Genomic DNA, 16,339 nt, shown 5'->3' on the forward strand with positions numbered 1-16,339 from the left:
TTATACTCTATTTATCTTCTTAAGCAATCTATTCATACAGCATATTCTGTATGGATTCCTCTTCCATGTTCTCCTGCGTAACCCAGATATACCCGGTATTTACCTCGGCCTCATTGCCCACTTCCAGGACCGTACGTGCCGCTGCGATCACGGATGCATATCCAATGCCGAAGGGATTCTGTACAACCAGGCCTTTAATCTCTCCGTCCCGGAGGGCATCCAGCTGTTCTTTTCCTGCATCGAATCCCATTAGAACGATTTCTTCTGTTTTCTCTGCCTGGCTGAGTGCGGATACTGCCAGCTGAGTAGCTGTTACATTGGTTCCAAAGCAGCCTTTGATCTCAGGATGCTTTTCCAGATAATATTGGATCACATCCTCATCTGTGAGGCTGTCCGCAGTGACTTCCTTGGCTTGTTCCTTTTCTTCCTTAACCTCTTCTTTGTCGTCCTTAACTGGTTCTTTATCTTCCTTAACTTGTTCTTTGTCGTCCTTATCCTCTTTGTCTTCTTTATTGGCCTTATTCTGCTCCTCTGCGATGGCCTTCTTCATATCATCCATCTTATCCAGGTAAAGCGTTTCGGCAATTGTGACATCCGGATGGCCGCTTTCGATCTCATTCTTAAAACTGCTTTCGCGCTCCCTGCCTGTAGCTGACTTCGAATCATGCACCAGAAGCAGGATACTGCCTTTATCCTCTATCTCGTCACAGAGTTTATAGGCGCCGGTTCTTGCCGCCTCCTCGTTGTCAGTCTTAATGGTGCACTGTATCCCCTGATAGGAATTTCCCGAGTCCAGCGCGATAATCGGAATCCCGTTCTCCGTTGCCAGGTCAAACTGTACCGTACACGCCTCAGCATCAATGCTTGCAATCCCCAAAGCATCCGGATAGCGGGCCAGTTCCTCATCCAGAATATTTACCTGCTCGTCAATGTCTTCCACTCCGCCCGGAGCATTATAGGTCACCTTTACTTTGTCATCCCCGCTGTATCCCAGCGCCTTATTCAAATCCTCGGCAGCCTGTTCAACCCCTCTTTTAATCTCTTTCCAGTAGGCAGAGCTGTTATCCTTTCCTATAATAGAAATATAGGAGCCAGGTTCAAGCTTCAGGCCCTCTGCGTTATCATATGCTGACGGGGAAATCGCATTCAGGTTCCCCTGATATGGCGGTTCCTCTGTAGTATCTCCGGTAAAGGTAGGAGTGTCCTCCTTCTTGCTGCAAGCACAAACGGTCAAAATGATGCATAACATCGCAGTAGTGATGATTGTCCATTTTCTCTTCATAAAATAACTGCCTCCAGATTTTATATGCTGTCCCAGATTATTACCTATATACTATACACTAATCTTGTGAAAAAAAAAGGAATATTTTCTTAAATTTAATAAATTTTATGAAAATACCGGAAACTTGATGCCTGGAAGTCCTATCCGTATTCAAGATAAATGCTTATTGAAAATTGTACCTGATTTAAAGCATAAAACTGCTTGTATATTTATCCCGTTTGTATTAGAATGGGGATAGTGGCAGTACGAATGATGCGGCTGCCCATTTATATCATAAAGGAGGATACATACTATGGCACACGTAATTAATGATGAATGTGTAAGCTGTGGTTCTTGCGAAGGCGAATGCCCAGTAGGTGCTATCGCAGAAGGCGACGGCAAATACGTAATCGACGCTGATGCTTGCGTAGATTGTGGAGCATGTGAAGCAGCCTGTCCTACAGGTGCTATCGTAGCAGAATAATTTCAAAAATATACCGCAAAGTGATCACAAAGCAAAATACCGCCTCACCAGGCGGTATTTTTATGCTTTATTATGAACTCTACAAATGAGCCTTCAGAAGCTCATACTCAACTTCAGAATGGCCCGCAGCTCTTCTTAAATTTTCTGGCAGAATTTGACGAACGATTTCTGGCTTGTCCTTCACACTCCTATGGTATAATAACACAGAGCGAAGAATATATTAAGGCACCATTTTTTAAGGAGGTATAGGTATAATATGGGTGAAGTCAGGTTTATGATTTCTGAGGCCGCCAAACAGGTTAAAGTCGAATCCCACGTACTGCGCTATTGGGAAGAAGAGCTGAATCTGGAAATCGGGCGCACAGAAATGGGGCATCGATATTATACGAAAGATGATATACAACTTTTCCGCTGTATTAAAAAACTGAAAGATGAAGGGATGCTTCTGAAAGACTTAAAACCACTCATCCCAGAATTAAGAGAAACACGTTTAAAACTTCAAAAATCTACTGATCAGGAGCCGGTCAAGGCAAAATCCTCAGAAAAACCAGCAAAGCCTGAAGAAAAAGCAGCCTCCTCGGCAATTAAGAAAGCGGTTTTCTCAAATAGCAGTTCCCCGAAAAAGGAGCCGGACAAGCAGGCAGCCTCTCCGGGAAAGGCATCCCTGCCGCTTACGGCAGCTGCACCAGACAGTCCGTCCGGGCAAAAGGCAGAAAGCGCTGCCCTGACTGTAGCCCAGGCAGAAGTCATTCCTATTACGCAGCTTGAACAGGTACGTTCACTGATCGGTGATGTGCTGACGGAAGTGGTAACAACCAACAACGAGACCCTCAAAAAAGACATCACCAGTACGGTCACACAAGACGTCATCCGGGAGATGGATTTTATGTTTCAGGCCAAGGAACGTCAGGAAGAAGAACACTTCCGCAAATTGGACTGCCTCATCCGGCAGCAGCAGGCGAACCGCCGCGAAGCAGCGCGGGAAAATCCATTTGGTAAGCTCAAGAAACTGCTTACATAACAACTCAATCAGAATGTCCGTGACTGACACGGCATTTTTAAAGGGCGGAATAATAATTTCCGCCTTTTTTGCAATGTCCTTCCATCTGCATTTACTTGTTTTTTCCTCTTGCCATGTTATAATAAAAAGAGTACATTTCTAAATCTAAATCCCTGTTTACAGCCTGTGTCCTGAATGCCCTGACAGCCAGTTAAATCCTGCCTGGAGCTGAGAATACATAAGCAGACCCATATAAGCCGGAAATCGGAGGAACCCTATGATAAAGAAAATAAGAAACAGTGAGACCCAAAGAAGCAGATCTATTTCCGCTAAGCTCAATACAAGCCTTGTCATCATTCTGGTTCCTTTACTGGCCATTTTAATTGTCGTCTCATGTGGTGTAGCCGTACGCTCTATTGAATCCCTCAATGATAAAATCCTGAATGCTCAGTCCGATTACGCTGTATCCATCGTTGATGATTTCTTCAGCAGCAAGGAAGCCGCTGTCAGTATGTTCGAGACAAACGAAGAACTGCAGGAATATTTCCTGTCTGTAAGCACTCCTCAGGATATTGAGTCCTATCCCGGCAAGGAGGAATTGACCGTCCATCTGTCGGAGATATTAGGGAGGATGGCCGGTGAAAATGCACAGGAGGCATGGCTGGCTGACGACCGAACAGACCGGTTCCTGCTATCCACAGGGCGTGTTGTCCCTTTCTCACTGAAAGACCTGCCGTGGTATGAAACCGTTCTTTCCAGTAAAACGGCAGCTATCAGCGAACCTTATCAGGATCCAGCCACAGATCGTTCCATCATATCCATTGTGGCTCCCGTGTTTGATGCCCAGACTGATCATGTAATAGGATTTATAGGTCTCGATGTGTTTCTTGACAGCCTGGCAGAGTCTCTGTCCAATATACATGTTGGGGAGAACGGCTATCTGGAACTGATATCCAACAGTTCCGACTATATTTATAGTAATGATCCTGCTGCAACGGGTAAAAATGTAACGGAATTGGATATCAGTGAGCAATATAAGACGAATGTTCTAAACAAAAATACCGGCAGCATGAAGTTTAAGTATGACGGCATTGATTATGTCTCCATGTCCCGGGTATCCCGAACCACCGGCTGGCTGGCTATCGCAACGCTTCCGGTGTCCGAAGTGAATGCTCCCCGCAATCAGCTGATCACTGTACTTGCGGTTGTATCCATCCTGATAATTGCCCTGCTGATCTTTGTCATCCTGAGGACAGTCCGGAGGATGATTAGACCGCTCGCAGACATCAGTACCGATATGCACAGCTTTTCCGAGGGCAGCCTTTCCATTGATGTGGATATCCACAGTGATGATGAGATTGGCCAGCTTGCAGACAGTATCCGCTCGTCCACTCACACCCTCAGGGAGATTATCTTAGACATGGCCCATGTTCTAAAGGAAATCTCAGACGGCAATCTCAACGTCGAAGTAACCGGGCAATACACCGGTGATTTTACGGCGATCCGGGATGCGCTGGAACAGATTCTGCTTTCACTGAACAACGCCCTGGGGCAGATTAACACTGTCGCAGACCAGGTTTCTTCCGGGGCCGAGCAGGTGTCCACAAGCGCGCAGGAATTGTCCCTGGGCGCATCCGAACAGGCCGGTTCCGTGGAAGAGCTGGCAGCCACAATCAACGAAATTTCGAGACATGTATCACAAAATGCCCTTAACGCCCTCGAAGCCAGCAAAGATGCCGGAGCCGTCAAAAATGAAGCTGACGCAGGCAATCAGCAGATGCAGGAGCTTTTAGCTGCAATGGGCAATATCGTCCGCAGTTCCCGGGAAATACGGAAAATTCTCAAAACCATACAGGAGATCGCATTTCAGACCAATATCCTCTCTCTGAATGCATCCGTAGAGGCAGCACGCGCGGGAGCGGCCGGCAAAGGGTTTGCCGTAGTGGCTGAAGAGATCCGCAGCCTTGCCGCCAAAAGTGCACAAGCATCTACCAACACCAATACCCTGATAAACGATTCCTTAACCGCCGCAGAGGCAGGAGCCAAAATAGCCGCAGAAACAGCCCAGGCTATACAGAAGGTTATGGAAGGAGTGGACAAAGTCGCCACCTCCATCAGCAGCATATCCAGTGCATCCCAGGATCAGTCCGATTCCATCCGCCAGGTAACAAGTGGAATCAACCAGATCTCCGACATCATCCAGACCAACTCAGCCACCGCAGAAGAAAGCGCAGCGGCAAGCGAAGAACTCTCCGCACAGGCACAGCTCCTCAAAGAGTTGGCGGGGCGGTTCTCATTTAGGGGGTAGAAGTAGGCCGTTCTCCCCCTCACATCACACTACGTGCATCCTATAACTGTAATTGAGACCCGGTAGGGGCCGCAGACGGGGAGGTGGATCATATTGAATTTTCGCATGACTCATCCCCAAGCAATTCCCCACCCAAGAAGGTTCCGAAGAAAACTCCTTGCCGGCAGTCCATCCCCATCCTTCTTCCCCGCCACACAGTCCCACCAGACGTTCCTACCGACTGGGTGCGCCTAGCTGAGTGAAAGAGGAGTCTGGTACCGGCGGGACTTTACATGCCGTTTTAAACTCCTTATAGCCCGCTTAGAGCCCGGTTCAGTAAAAATGAGGAAAATTGAGGCTCCCCCGCCACACAGTCCCACCAGACGTTCCTACCGACTGGGTGCGCCTAGCTGAGTGAAAGAGGAGTCTGGTACCGGCGGGACTTTACATGCCGTTTTAAACTCCTTATAGCCTGCTTAGAGCCCGTTGCAGTAAAAATGAGGAAAATGGAGGGTTGGATTTGATTCACAAAATCAAATCCAATAGCCGCCTTTGGATCAAAATCATCAGATTTTGGGCCAAATGCGGCTAGTCCCTCCATTTTCCTCATTTTTACTGTTACGGGCTCTTGGCAGGCGGTGCGGAGTTTAAAACGGCATGTAAAGTCCCGCCGGTACCAGACTCCTCTTTCACTCAGCGGCCCCCTTTAATTCTACTCCTGCCTCAACTCATTCCCGAAACGCGTGTATTGCGGCATCCATGCAAGCCGTACTGTTCCCACCGGCCCGTTTCTTTGTTTTGCAATGATGATCTCCGCGATTCCTTTGTCTTCGGTATCCGGGATATAGTAATCCTCACGGTAAATGAACATGCATACGTCGGCGTCCTGCTCGATGGCTCCGGACTCACGAAGGTCGGAGAGCATGGGGCGCTTGTCGGTTCTCTGTTCTACGGCACGGCTTAGCTGCGACAGTGCGATAACCGGCACATTCAGTTCCCTTGCGAGGCCTTTGAGAGAACGGGAGATCTCGGAGATCTCCTGCTGGCGGCTCTCGTTGCTTTTGCCGCCGCTTCCGCTCATCAGCTGCAGGTAGTCGATGATGATCAGGTCCAGGCCGAGTTCCAGCTTATATTTTCTGCACTTGGAACGCATTTCCGTAATCGAGATACCTGACGTATCGTCTATGACAAGCCGGGATTTTCCGATTCTCCCGGCTCCTTCTATTAGTTTTTCCCAGTCTGTGTCCTTTAAGTTACCGGTACGCAGTAGCTGGGCGTCTACATGGGCTTCCAGGGAGAACAGACGGTTCACCAGCTGTTCTTTTGACATCTCCAGACTGAAGATTGCCACGCCCAGATTCTGTCTGAATGCCGCATGCTGGGCGATATTCAGTACGAAGGCAGTCTTCCCCATGGAAGGTCTTGCGGCGACCAGGACCAGGTCTGAGCGCTGAAGACCCGACAGTTTATAATCCAGGTCGATGAATCCTGTGGGAATACCTGTTACGCTTCCCGTTGTCTTGGATGCCTTTTCTATCACATCCAGGGCGTTGAGCACCACCTGCTTGATCGGGGTGTATTCCTGGACATTGCCCCTCTCTACCAGTTCAAATACTCCTTTTTCCGCCTTGTCAAGAATCTCTGCCAGCGGCCGGTTTTCCTGGTAGCATATGTTCGCTACTTCTTCGTTGACCTTAATCAGTCTGCGCAGGGTAGACTTCTCCTGTACGATTTCTGCATAGTATTTTACATTTGCAGAGGTCTGCACACTTACAAGCAGGTCCCTTGCAAACTCCATGCTGCTGATCTCAGGGGGCACGTCTTTTTCCTTCAGGTGCTCCTGCAGCGTAATCAAATCCACCGGTTTTCCTGCCTGAAACAGCTCTACCATAGAGTCAAACAAAATGCCGTAAGCGGTCTGATAAAAATCCTCTCCCGTGATAATCTCGGATGCGGCCATAATTGCATCTTTGTTCATCAGCATAGCTCCCACGACAGCCTGCTCTGCTTCTGCGCTGTGTGGGAGTATTCTCTTAATCGCTGCTTCCATTTCCATAAAGCAAGTCCCCTTATGCCTCTTCTACGACAGCAACTTTTAACTCGGCTGTCACTTCCGGATGTAGTTTAATCGGAACATTGTGTATCCCAAGCGTTTTAATCGTCTCTTTCAGCTGAATCTTCTTCTTATCTACGTCCAGCCCCATCTGTTCTTTTACAGCGGCGGCAATTTCCTTGCTGGATACGGAGCCGAACGTTCTACCGCCCTCTCCCACCTTGATGGCGAGCTCCACCTTGCCGTCCTTAAGACTGGCTGCCAGCTGTTTTGCCGCATCCAGATGGTCCTGTGCGATCTTCTCTTCCTTCTTCTTCTGCAGGCGCAGATCGTTCATGTTCTTATTATTTGCCTCGAGCCCAAGTTTTTTCGGCAGAATAAAGTTTCTTGCGTATCCGTCATTTACATTGACAATCTCGCCTTTTTTACCAAGTGATTTTACATCCTGCAATAATATTACTTTCATTTATATGTCTCCTTCCTCTATCATCTGGTCAATTGTTTCTTTCACCCTTCTGATTGCATCAAATATATTGGTATGGTCAAACTGTGCACCGGCCGAATTGATATGGCCGCCGCCGCCGAGCTTTTCGGCGATAATCTGTACATTAACCTCATCTATAGAACGGGCGCTCAGATATATTCTGCCCTCATAGACGGTCAGCACAAAAGAGGCCTTGATTCCGCTGATATCCAGCAGTTCGTTCGCAGCCTGCGCCGCCAGGACTGTCGGGCTGTCAATGTCACCCGGACACTGCGCAATCGCATATTCTTCCCTGTATACCTCTGCCATACGCACTGCTTCCGCCTTGGCACGGTAAGATTCCATGTCATCCCGGAACATCTTTCTGACGCGGGTAATGTCAGCTCCGCACCTTCTCAAAAATGCCGCCGCCTCAAAGGTGCGCACTCCGGTTCGGTTCATAAAGTTGCGGGTATCAATCATAATCCCTGCATACAGGCAGTCCGCCTCAACCGACGGAAACTTAATGTCATCTACAATATACTGCAGCACCTCAGCCACCATCTCACTGGTGGAGGAAGAATACGGCTCTACATAGGAAAGCACCGCATTCTCAATCACGTTGCTGCTCTGTCTGTGATGGTCAAGCACCGCTATGGTACGGGATTTCTTTAATAGTTCCGGGCATTCCGTCATCTGCGGCTTATTCGTGTCCACGACAATGACCATGGTACTGTCAGTAATATAATCCAGTGCCTGCTCTGAAGTCAGGAAAATGTCCTTGCCATAAGCCGGGCTCTCTGCAATCTCATCGTACAGAGGGCGCACAGAAGTCGTCACCTCGTTGATCACAACATGAGCTTTCTTTTCGAGTTCCACCGCTGCCCGGTAGATGCCCATACAGGCTCCAAGTGAATCCGCATCCGCAATCTTATGACCCATCACGATAACCTGGTCTTTTGCCACAATAAACTCACGCAGGGCTTCCGCCTTAACACGCGCCTTTACGCGGGTATTCTTCGCTGTCTGTTCCTTTTTGCCTCCGAAATATGTAATTCCTTTGCAATCTTTGATGACAGCCTGGTCACCGCCACGCGCCAGGGCCAGATCTATGGCCACGCGGGCAAAGTTATAGCTCTGGGCATAGGTTGAAGTATTCAGCCCCAGACCAATACTCAGAGTCGCAGAACGGGCATTCCCGATATTCACCTGTTTTACATCTTCCAGAAGGGAAAACTTATCAGCCTCAATCGACCGGTAACTCTCCTTCTTAATCGCAATAAAATACTTGTCCTTCTCCAGCTTCTTGACAATCCCGTCCACATCGCCGATATATTTGTTGATCTTCCTGTCTATCAGCGCAACCAGCAGTGATTGGCGGACTTCCTCCACACTTTCCATTACTTCATCATAATTGTCAATGTAAATCAGGCCGGCAATCAGCCTTTGATCCTCAATCTCTTTAATATAAGAATTCAGCTCCGTAACATCCTTCATATATACCGCAATGAAAAATTCCTTATCACTTGGAATCTGCAGCAGCTGTTCCGCTTCACTGAACCCTTCCAGAGAAACCCGGCGCAGCACAACCTGGTAATCCCGTTCTCTGTATGTGACTTCAAGCTCTACATGGTCATTGTCATCCTTGGGGAAGACCCCGTTGTTAAGCTCAGGAATCAGCTTGTTCAGATACTTCTCCCGTTTCTGGCTTTCCACCATATGGGAAAAGCTGTCGTTCTTCCACAGGATACGCCCATCCTCCAGCGTGATTGCATACGGGACTGCCAGTTCCTTCAGCAGCGTATTCTGAATCCCTTTATATTGGGTAGAAAACTGGATCAGATCCGCCAGAATCAGGGACCTGTTGTAAAAATACAAAAGCCCTGCAATCACCAGATAGATTACGATAAAGACCGACATCATAAGGCCTGCCCGCTTGTCAATCATGTACATCCAGACATTCATGGCTATCAGCAGCACCGTCATAATCAGCGGCCACTGCATATACATCCTAAGCTGCCCCTTCAATCGCATATTCTTTTTACTCATGCTTTTCTTCCTCATATAACTTACTAAAAAGTTGCATAAAACTCTCTGCCAATATTTCTAGTATAGCACTTTTTCGCCTATTATTCTACTTTTAGTTTTCTTTCCCAGTATTCTCTTTCCTGAGCCTCAGTTCACCGGAACTATTGTCAACAGAAAACCCTCTTTTATCCAGACGCCCGTAAACATTATTCCGTAAAAGCGTATAAAGCACAGATACGATCGGAATGAATACCAGCATGCCGACAACCCCCATAAGGCTGCCCCCAATACTGACCGCCGCCAGCACCCAGATGGACGGAAGCCCTACAGAGCTGCCCACCACCTTCGGATAGATCAGATTTCCTTCAATCTGCTGGAGAACAAGGAACATGATCACAAAGATAACCGCCTTCATCGGCGCATCCATAAGGATCAGAAACGCCCCCACAATGCATCCGATAAAAGCGCCAAAAATCGGAATCAACGCGGTAAATGCAATCAGAACCCCCACCAGCAGCGCATAAGGCAGCCGGAAAATCGTCATCGCAATGACAAACATGGTTCCCAATATCACGGCCTCTACGCACTGCCCGGTCAGGAAACTGGAAAACGTTTTATAAGTCAGCGAGCAAACATCCAGCACCCTCTTCACAAGACCTTTCTTCAGATAAGCATACATAACCTTACGGATCTGAATATTCAGCCTTTCCTTCTGAAGCAGGATATAACATGCAAATACAAAGGCAATCACAAAAGTAGCCATACCGCTCACAATGCTTTTAGCAACCGTAAAAGTAGACCCCAGCACACTGCCGGCCCCATTTTTAAAAAACTGCATCATACCGTTAAGTATTTTGTCCCAATCAATCTTAACATCATTAATCAACGACACAATTTCCTTATTATTATCAAACAGTTCTTCCACCCAATGCTGCACTTTCGGCACAAAATCCTGGATGCTGGCCCCCAAAGAATAAACGGTGCTTCCCAGCTTCGGAACCACAACAAATATAACCAGGGATATCACCCCCAGCACAAACAAGATCGTAAGCACCAGGCTGAGCGGCCTTGCAAGTTTCTGTGCCCACGCCTTCCCTGCTGTCTTCTTATTATAAAACAAAGTCTTTTCCAGAAAATGCATAGGAACATTCAAAATAAAAGCAATTGCGCCGCCCAGCAGAAAAGGAAATACAATCCCCAGCACAAAGCCCAGAGCATCCAAAACAAGACTATACTTCCACAGAACAATCAGTACCACAATCGTAAACAAAATCAGGCCCCTGATCTTCTTCAAATTCTCTTTGTCCAAATTCATAAAATACCTGCCTTTTTCCACTAATTAACCAGAGTGTAACCATATAATCCACATTCTAACATATGTCGGGGGAAATGTGAAGTGGGAGGAGTTTGGCTGGTATGGGTCGCCTGACCGGAAGGGGGAGGAGGCAGGGGATTGGGTTGGTTTCACAAAACGTTCAACTTCAGGCAGTTTCTTATAAGAAGCAATAGGAGCACTGGGGCAGCACTTTCCTGTGCCGCCGGCAACAATACGCTGTTCCCGTCCGGGATCCCCCTCCAGGTATTGTCCGCCTGCCGGCTGGGATACACCAGCTGTCCCAAATTGCACTGCGGCAGGTCATCCCGGAACCGGAAACAGGGGTGTCTGGAAGCGTCTTATAGCTGTTAGCAGGAGTTAAGGAAAAAGAATGAAAAACTGAGGGAAATATTGTAATTCCGAATTACAATATTTCCTGGCCCCAGCGCGCGAAGCCATCAGGCTTCGGGTGATGTGGCCAGGTTCCCTCAGTTTTCCATTCTTTTTACTTTACTCCTGCTTACAGTCCATAACCCGTTTCCAGACACCCCTGTCTCCGGTTCCGGGATGGCCTGCCGCAGTGCAATTTGGGACAGCGGACGTCATCCCCATCCGTTCGCATGCTCACTCCACTACCCGATACATCCCCACCTCATCGGTTTCTCGGTTTGCAGATATGAGGATGTCCTCTCCATCTCTGGTGAAGTGATATACGTTTGCGGGGCCGCAGTCATGATCCAGTATTTCTGACTGGTAGGATTTTGTTTCCTTATTATATGTAAATGCAATGAGATTTCTTTCGCCTTTTCTGTGGCCTACTACAAGTGCCGGACGGTTCAATAAATTGCCTCCGTATATGGCGTGGGTAAATTCTGCCGGTTTTTCGTATTCGTATATCTGGGTAAATACGCCTTCTTTTCTTTTATAGATGCTGATCTTGTCTCCGTGGAACGGGGATAGAACTGCCAGTTCTTTTTCTCCGTCTTCGTCCAGATCGATCAGGACGGCATCACTTGCTGCTGTGTCAAGCAGGGTGCGGATCGTCCAGTCACCTCCGGCAGATTCCGGCGGGATGAACTGGAATACTCCGCAGTCTGCAGAGATAATGCTGGTGTCGGTTCCCTGGTCGTTTACCCTGTAGTAGCCGTGGTTTTTCAGCATATTGTCTTTTATGACTTTCAATTCCAGCTGGTTGTCTTCCCCGAAACCGCTCAGATCCTCCGGGAGGACTGCTGCATATACTTTGCCCGGCATCGACCAGTCGTCTTTGTATTCGTGGCCCGATTTGAGGGCACAGGCGATCAGATATCTTACACCGTTTCGCTCTACGATATCAAATCGGTGTACATGGGGAAGCTCTGCCAGCGTCCTCACTTCCCAGTTTCCTTTCGAGATCGGAGTGACTATGACGATCCTGGCTTCTTTGGAGTCGTTGGGTGAGTAGAATTTGTGTGTGGCCAGGAACTGACCGTTTGTTCCCGGTACCTGCACCATACTCATGACCCCGCCGGGTTCGTTCCACACGGTGTCTGCCTCGCGGCCCTCCTGGTCAAACAGGATGCATCTGTCCACTTTTTCCGCTGCCACCAGGAAGTAATTGCTTCCATTATATTTTAACGGCGCTATAGAATAGCACTTCGTCAGATTCGATATTACTTGCTTGCATACTTTCACGAAATCGTTATCTCCTTTCCTCGTCATCCAGTATCTTTCTGAACATTTCGCTCGCTGACTTTAAATCCTCCGCCCAGGCATCGCTTCCGGTATACCAGAATTCGGTGACATACTTGCGGATGCCTAATTCCCAGGCCGTATGGACAGCATTTTTAAAATCCACGTGCCCGGTGCCGTATGGAATCTCACGGAATCTGCCCGGCACCGTCTCTTTGAGATGCATTGCAACCAGATGTCCTTTTCCTATATAGAGGTCTTCCAGCACATCTGTCTTATAGGTATGCGCGGCATTTGTTATATTTCCGATATCCGGGTATACATTCAAATAACTGGAACCCACCAGGGTTACATATTTCATTGCCTTTTCCACGGTGTTCATAAATTCATTTTCCATCGTCTCAAATCCCAGAAGCACACCGGTGCGTTCCGCCATATTGACCGCCTTCTTCAGGTTTTTCAAAAATCTTTTTTTCGTTTCCAGGCTGGATTCTTCGTAGTATACGTCATAACCTGCGAGCTGTATGATCCGGACTCCCAGGTCATCCGCAAGCTGTATCGCTTTCTGCATAATCTCCATACCCCGGCCGCAGACCTGCGGGTCACTGCTTCCGAGGGGGTATTTCCTGTGCCCGCTCAGGCACATGGTGCGGATCGGTATTCCAGTCTCCGCCATCAGACGGACCAGCTCCAGCCTCTCCTGTCCGGTCATTTCCAGACGGCTCAGCTTCTCATCGGTCTCGTCTATACTGATCTCCACAAAATCATATCCGGCACTTTTTGCAGCCAGCAGCTTTTCTTTCCACGTTAAGCTGCCGGGCATTGCTTTCTCATAAAGCCCAAGCGTATATCCTTTCATCAAACTATCTCCTTTAAGCCTATTCTTCCAGCAGCCGCATCACAGAATCTATGACGGGCTGTTTCATTACTTCACCGGCAAGCCTTTGTGCCTCTTCATAGGAGGAATTGCGGATCTGGTGTTTTACGCCCGCCGCCTCACCAGGTGACACACTGAATTCATCCAGGCCCATACCCAGCAGCATTTTTACCGCTTTTGTATCGCTGGCAAACTCTCCGCACATGCCTACCTTTCGGTTATACTTGTGCCCTGCCTGTATGGTTTTGTATATTGCGCGCAGAACTGCAGGATGGTAGGAATTGTACATAGCCGCAATCTTCTGATTTCCTCTGTCTACAGCCAGAAAATACTGGGTCAGGTCGTTTGTCCCGATGCTAAAGAAATCTACCTTCTCCGCCAGTTCTTCCGCCATCATAACTGCCGCAGGCGTCTCAATCATAACCCCTGCCTCTATCTCTTCCTGGAACGGAATGCCTTCTTTGTGAAGTTCGTCCTTGCATTCCTCCAGCACCGCATATGCGTCCACCACTTCTTCAATGGAAATGATCATCGGGAACATGATGCGGATATGTCCATATGTACCTGCCCGCAGAAGAGCCCGAAGCTGTGTCTTCAGAATCTCCTTCTGATCCAGTCCGATGCGGATTGCCCTGTATCCAAGGAAAGGATTTTCTTCCTTTGGAAACTCAAAATAATCCAGTCCTTTATCACCGCCAATATCCAGAGTCCGGATGGTCAGCTCGCGTTCTCCCAGAAGCTCCGCCGCCTGTCTGTATACATGGAACTGCTCTTCCTCCGTTGGGAAATGGTCGCTCTCCATGTAGAGGAACTCACTTCTGAAAAGTCCGATTCCGTCAATCCGGAACTTCACGGCATTCTTCACGTCTTCCAGGCTTCCCACGTTTCCGCATACCTCCAGCTTTCTGCCGTCTGCCGTAACGGTGGGAAGAGCGCTGGATTCTTCCAGTTCCTTCTGGTATCTGTCGAACTCTTTTGCTTTCTTTTTATATTCCTCAATTACTTCCGGTTCAGGGTTAACAATAATCACACCACAGGAGGCGTCCATGATCACGAAGTCTCCGGGACGTACCGCGTCCATAATGCCTTCTACTCCGACAAGCGCAGGGATGCCCATCCCTCTTGCCATGATAGATACGTGGCTTGTCACACCGCCCAGCTCTGTGATAAATCCCAGAATATATTCCAGGTTCAGCTTCGCCGTATCCGACGGCGCCAGATCCCTTGCAACCAGGATCACCTTTTCTGTAATCGCATCAAAATCCCCGTCACCGATCCCTTTCAGCTTACGCATCAGGCGGTTTCTGATATCCTGTATATCTGCGGCACGCTCGCGCATGTACTCGTCTTCCATCATCTCAAAGATCATGCGGAATTCTTCCGCGGTTTCATGCAGCGCCTTTTGTGCACAGTATGACTGCGTCTGAATCCGGTTCAGCACGCCCTCTTTTAACGCGATATCTTTTGCCAGCTCCAGATGCCCTGCAAATATGTCCGACTTCTCGGCCAAAGGCTCCAGATCTGCAATAACTTCCCCGACAGCGCGCTCATAAGCTACAGTCTCAGCGTCCACCTGCCCGGCATCGATTACTTTTTCCTCCGGACTCAGATCCTGTTCGCTGGCCACGAACACGTTTCCCATAACAATGCCTTTTGAAGACGTTTTACTCACTTCGATCCTTTTCATTGTCCTGACTCCCTTACTCTCCTAATCCGCTTGCAATCGCATCAATAATGGTCTTTAAATCATCTGCTTCCGTCTCACCTGAACATTCCACTGTAATCTCATCTCCGCATTTGATGCCTGCTGCCATCAGAACCAGCACACTCTTAGGATTCACCCTCTTGTCACCTTTTACGAGAGTAACGTCAGATACGCATTTTGATGCAATATTGGACAAGATTCCTGCCGGTCTTAAATGTAATCCTGAAGGGTTTTTGACTGTGATTTTTTCGCTTACCATGGTTGAATTCTCCTTTTCTTCTTCACTTTTTACTTTTTCTTCTTCAACAAAATGTTCTGCATTTTGTACGTTGGCCTGTGCCTGGTACTCAGCTTTGCAAAAGGCCCGCCCCGCAAAGCCATAAATAATCGAGCGCACTTTGTTTATACGCACTTTTTCATACTTAGAACGTAATCGAGTGAACTCTGAATATATATATTGGAAACATGCTGTTCCAACACCCGTAAAACCTCTTTCAGTTTATACTTGCTGAAATACAGCTTATGTTTGCCTTTCTCTGTCTGACAGACCACTTTGATCCTGGAGGTCTGATACTCATCAATATGTACGGATTGAACCAAATCCCAGCCCACCGTGTAAAATACCTTTTCCATTCCCTTTTCGGAAAACCCTCTTTTAATGCCGGCTGACCCGAAAATAGCCACAAGTATCAGGATATTCCGGATGCTCTCTACCACGCTGCCCATCTCCGAGAGCGGAAAGATCATCAATGCAAAAAGTACAATCAGCGTAAATGTAAAGAAATCATCCTTGCCCTTCATCACAATCTTACGGTTTCTTTTGAGGATAAACACCACCTCAACAATCAGAACAACAATAAACACGAAACATAACATATAATTCCATATCATAGCTCTCCGCTCCTTTCTTTATGTTCATTATAACACCGTGTTTTTCATAAATCAATCACTTTGTTCTTAATTATATGATTGTTTATCCTATTTATATGATTATTTTTATGCTTTAGTAATTCAAATAAGAATTTATGAACTTTTTTCATAAAAACCCCGTTAACACTATACATTATCCTGCCATGAATATGAACAAAGCAGGCATGCCCGCTTCAACTCCCCACCCACTCATAAGGGGCGTACACTCTTTAAGCGCAGCCGCGATGCCGCCTTAGCTATATACCTTATCGCGGCGTGTGCATCC

At 47.8% G+C, this 16,339-nt stretch carries 13 protein-coding genes; 3 read left to right on the forward strand and 10 right to left on the reverse strand.

What is annotated here, in order from left to right; genetic code table 11:
- Positions 1 to 28: 28 nt before the first annotated feature.
- Positions 29 to 1,282 (reverse strand): substrate-binding domain-containing protein, encoded by a 1,254-nt coding sequence (locus tag BN1938_RS11520; RefSeq protein WP_050640714.1) that lies wholly within the window; start codon positions 1,280 to 1,282, stop codon positions 29 to 31.
- 292 nt (positions 1,283 to 1,574) lie between these two features.
- On the opposite strand from BN1938_RS11520, the gene BN1938_RS11525 reads away from it, so the two are divergent.
- From BN1938_RS11525 to BN1938_RS11535, 3 genes are all read left to right on the forward strand, one after another.
- Positions 1,575 to 1,745 carry a DUF362 domain-containing protein gene (locus BN1938_RS11525; protein WP_025655834.1) on the forward strand — a complete coding sequence of 57 codons (171 nt, stop codon included), beginning with the start codon at positions 1,575 to 1,577 and terminating at the stop codon, positions 1,743 to 1,745.
- A 256-nt stretch (positions 1,746 to 2,001) separates the two neighbouring features.
- Positions 2,002 to 2,766 (forward strand): helix-turn-helix domain-containing protein, encoded by a 765-nt coding sequence (locus BN1938_RS11530; protein WP_050640715.1) that lies wholly within the window; start codon positions 2,002 to 2,004, stop codon positions 2,764 to 2,766.
- A gap of 256 nt (positions 2,767 to 3,022) precedes the next feature.
- Positions 3,023 to 5,053, forward strand: coding sequence for a methyl-accepting chemotaxis protein (locus tag BN1938_RS11535; protein WP_050640716.1), 2,031 nt, complete (start codon positions 3,023 to 3,025; stop codon positions 5,051 to 5,053).
- Between the two features lie 691 nt (positions 5,054 to 5,744).
- On the opposite strand, the gene dnaB is transcribed toward BN1938_RS11535, so the two are convergent.
- The 9 genes from dnaB to BN1938_RS11590 all read right to left on the reverse strand — a co-directional run bounded on the left by dnaB (position 5,745) and on the right by BN1938_RS11590 (position 16,035).
- Positions 5,745 to 7,088: a replicative DNA helicase gene (dnaB, locus tag BN1938_RS11545; RefSeq protein WP_025655816.1), complete on the reverse strand. Its 1,344-nt coding sequence runs from the start codon at positions 7,086 to 7,088 to the stop codon at positions 5,745 to 5,747.
- Positions 7,089 to 7,101: 13 nt separating this feature from the next.
- Positions 7,102 to 7,551 (reverse strand): 50S ribosomal protein L9, encoded by a 450-nt coding sequence (gene rplI, locus BN1938_RS11550; protein ID WP_050640718.1) that lies wholly within the window; start codon positions 7,549 to 7,551, stop codon positions 7,102 to 7,104.
- Positions 7,552 to 9,597, reverse strand: a complete 2,046-nt coding sequence (locus BN1938_RS11555) for a DHH family phosphoesterase (RefSeq protein ID WP_050640719.1) — start codon at positions 9,595 to 9,597, stop codon at positions 7,552 to 7,554. It lies immediately after the preceding gene.
- 91 nt (positions 9,598 to 9,688) lie between these two features.
- On the reverse strand, positions 9,689 to 10,891 hold the full coding sequence (locus BN1938_RS11560; RefSeq protein ID WP_050640720.1) for an AI-2E family transporter: 1,203 nt from the start codon (positions 10,889 to 10,891) through the stop codon (positions 9,689 to 9,691).
- Positions 10,892 to 11,515: 624 nt separating this feature from the next.
- Positions 11,516 to 12,565: a hypothetical protein gene (locus BN1938_RS11570; RefSeq protein WP_187376311.1), complete on the reverse strand. Its 1,050-nt coding sequence runs from the start codon at positions 12,563 to 12,565 to the stop codon at positions 11,516 to 11,518.
- Positions 12,566 to 12,572: 7 nt separating this feature from the next.
- Positions 12,573 to 13,421, reverse strand: coding sequence for an L-ribulose-5-phosphate 3-epimerase (locus BN1938_RS11575; RefSeq protein ID WP_050640723.1), 849 nt, complete (start codon positions 13,419 to 13,421; stop codon positions 12,573 to 12,575).
- A gap of 19 nt (positions 13,422 to 13,440) precedes the next feature.
- On the reverse strand, positions 13,441 to 15,126 hold the full coding sequence (ptsP, locus tag BN1938_RS11580; RefSeq protein WP_050640724.1) for a phosphoenolpyruvate--protein phosphotransferase: 1,686 nt from the start codon (positions 15,124 to 15,126) through the stop codon (positions 13,441 to 13,443).
- Between the two features lie 13 nt (positions 15,127 to 15,139).
- A complete protein-coding gene (locus BN1938_RS24215; RefSeq protein ID WP_330581564.1) occupies positions 15,140 to 15,556 on the reverse strand; it encodes an HPr family phosphocarrier protein in 417 nt (138 codons plus the stop codon).
- A complete protein-coding gene (locus tag BN1938_RS11590) occupies positions 15,547 to 16,035 on the reverse strand; it encodes a hypothetical protein (RefSeq protein WP_050640725.1) in 489 nt (162 codons plus the stop codon). The genes BN1938_RS24215 and BN1938_RS11590 overlap by 10 nt, the downstream gene beginning before the upstream one ends.
- Positions 16,036 to 16,339 lie beyond the last annotated feature (304 nt).

The sequence above is a fragment of the Eubacterium sp. SB2 genome (assembly GCF_001244405.1).
Classification (GTDB): domain Bacteria; phylum Bacillota; class Clostridia; order Lachnospirales; family Lachnospiraceae; genus Faecalicatena; species Faecalicatena contortus_B.

Coding starts and splice junctions, on each gene's coding strand:
- rplI (WP_050640718.1), bottom strand. CDS start 7,551: ATGAAAGTAATATTATTGCAGGATGTAAAATCACTTGGTAAAAAAGGC.
- BN1938_RS11520 (WP_050640714.1), bottom strand. CDS start 1,282: ATGAAGAGAAAATGGACAATCATCACTACTGCGATGTTATGCATCATT.
- BN1938_RS11575 (WP_050640723.1), bottom strand. CDS start 13,421: ATGAAAGGATATACGCTTGGGCTTTATGAGAAAGCAATGCCCGGCAGC.
- BN1938_RS11525 (WP_025655834.1), top strand. CDS start 1,575: ATGGCACACGTAATTAATGATGAATGTGTAAGCTGTGGTTCTTGCGAA.
- BN1938_RS11530 (WP_050640715.1), top strand. CDS start 2,002: ATGGGTGAAGTCAGGTTTATGATTTCTGAGGCCGCCAAACAGGTTAAA.
- BN1938_RS11560 (WP_050640720.1), bottom strand. CDS start 10,891: ATGAATTTGGACAAAGAGAATTTGAAGAAGATCAGGGGCCTGATTTTG.
- BN1938_RS11590 (WP_050640725.1), bottom strand. CDS start 16,035: ATGATATGGAATTATATGTTATGTTTCGTGTTTATTGTTGTTCTGATT.
- dnaB (WP_025655816.1), bottom strand. CDS start 7,088: ATGGAAATGGAAGCAGCGATTAAGAGAATACTCCCACACAGCGCAGAA.
- BN1938_RS11535 (WP_050640716.1), top strand. CDS start 3,023: ATGATAAAGAAAATAAGAAACAGTGAGACCCAAAGAAGCAGATCTATT.
- BN1938_RS11555 (WP_050640719.1), bottom strand. CDS start 9,597: ATGAGTAAAAAGAATATGCGATTGAAGGGGCAGCTTAGGATGTATATG.
- ptsP (WP_050640724.1), bottom strand. CDS start 15,126: ATGAAAAGGATCGAAGTGAGTAAAACGTCTTCAAAAGGCATTGTTATG.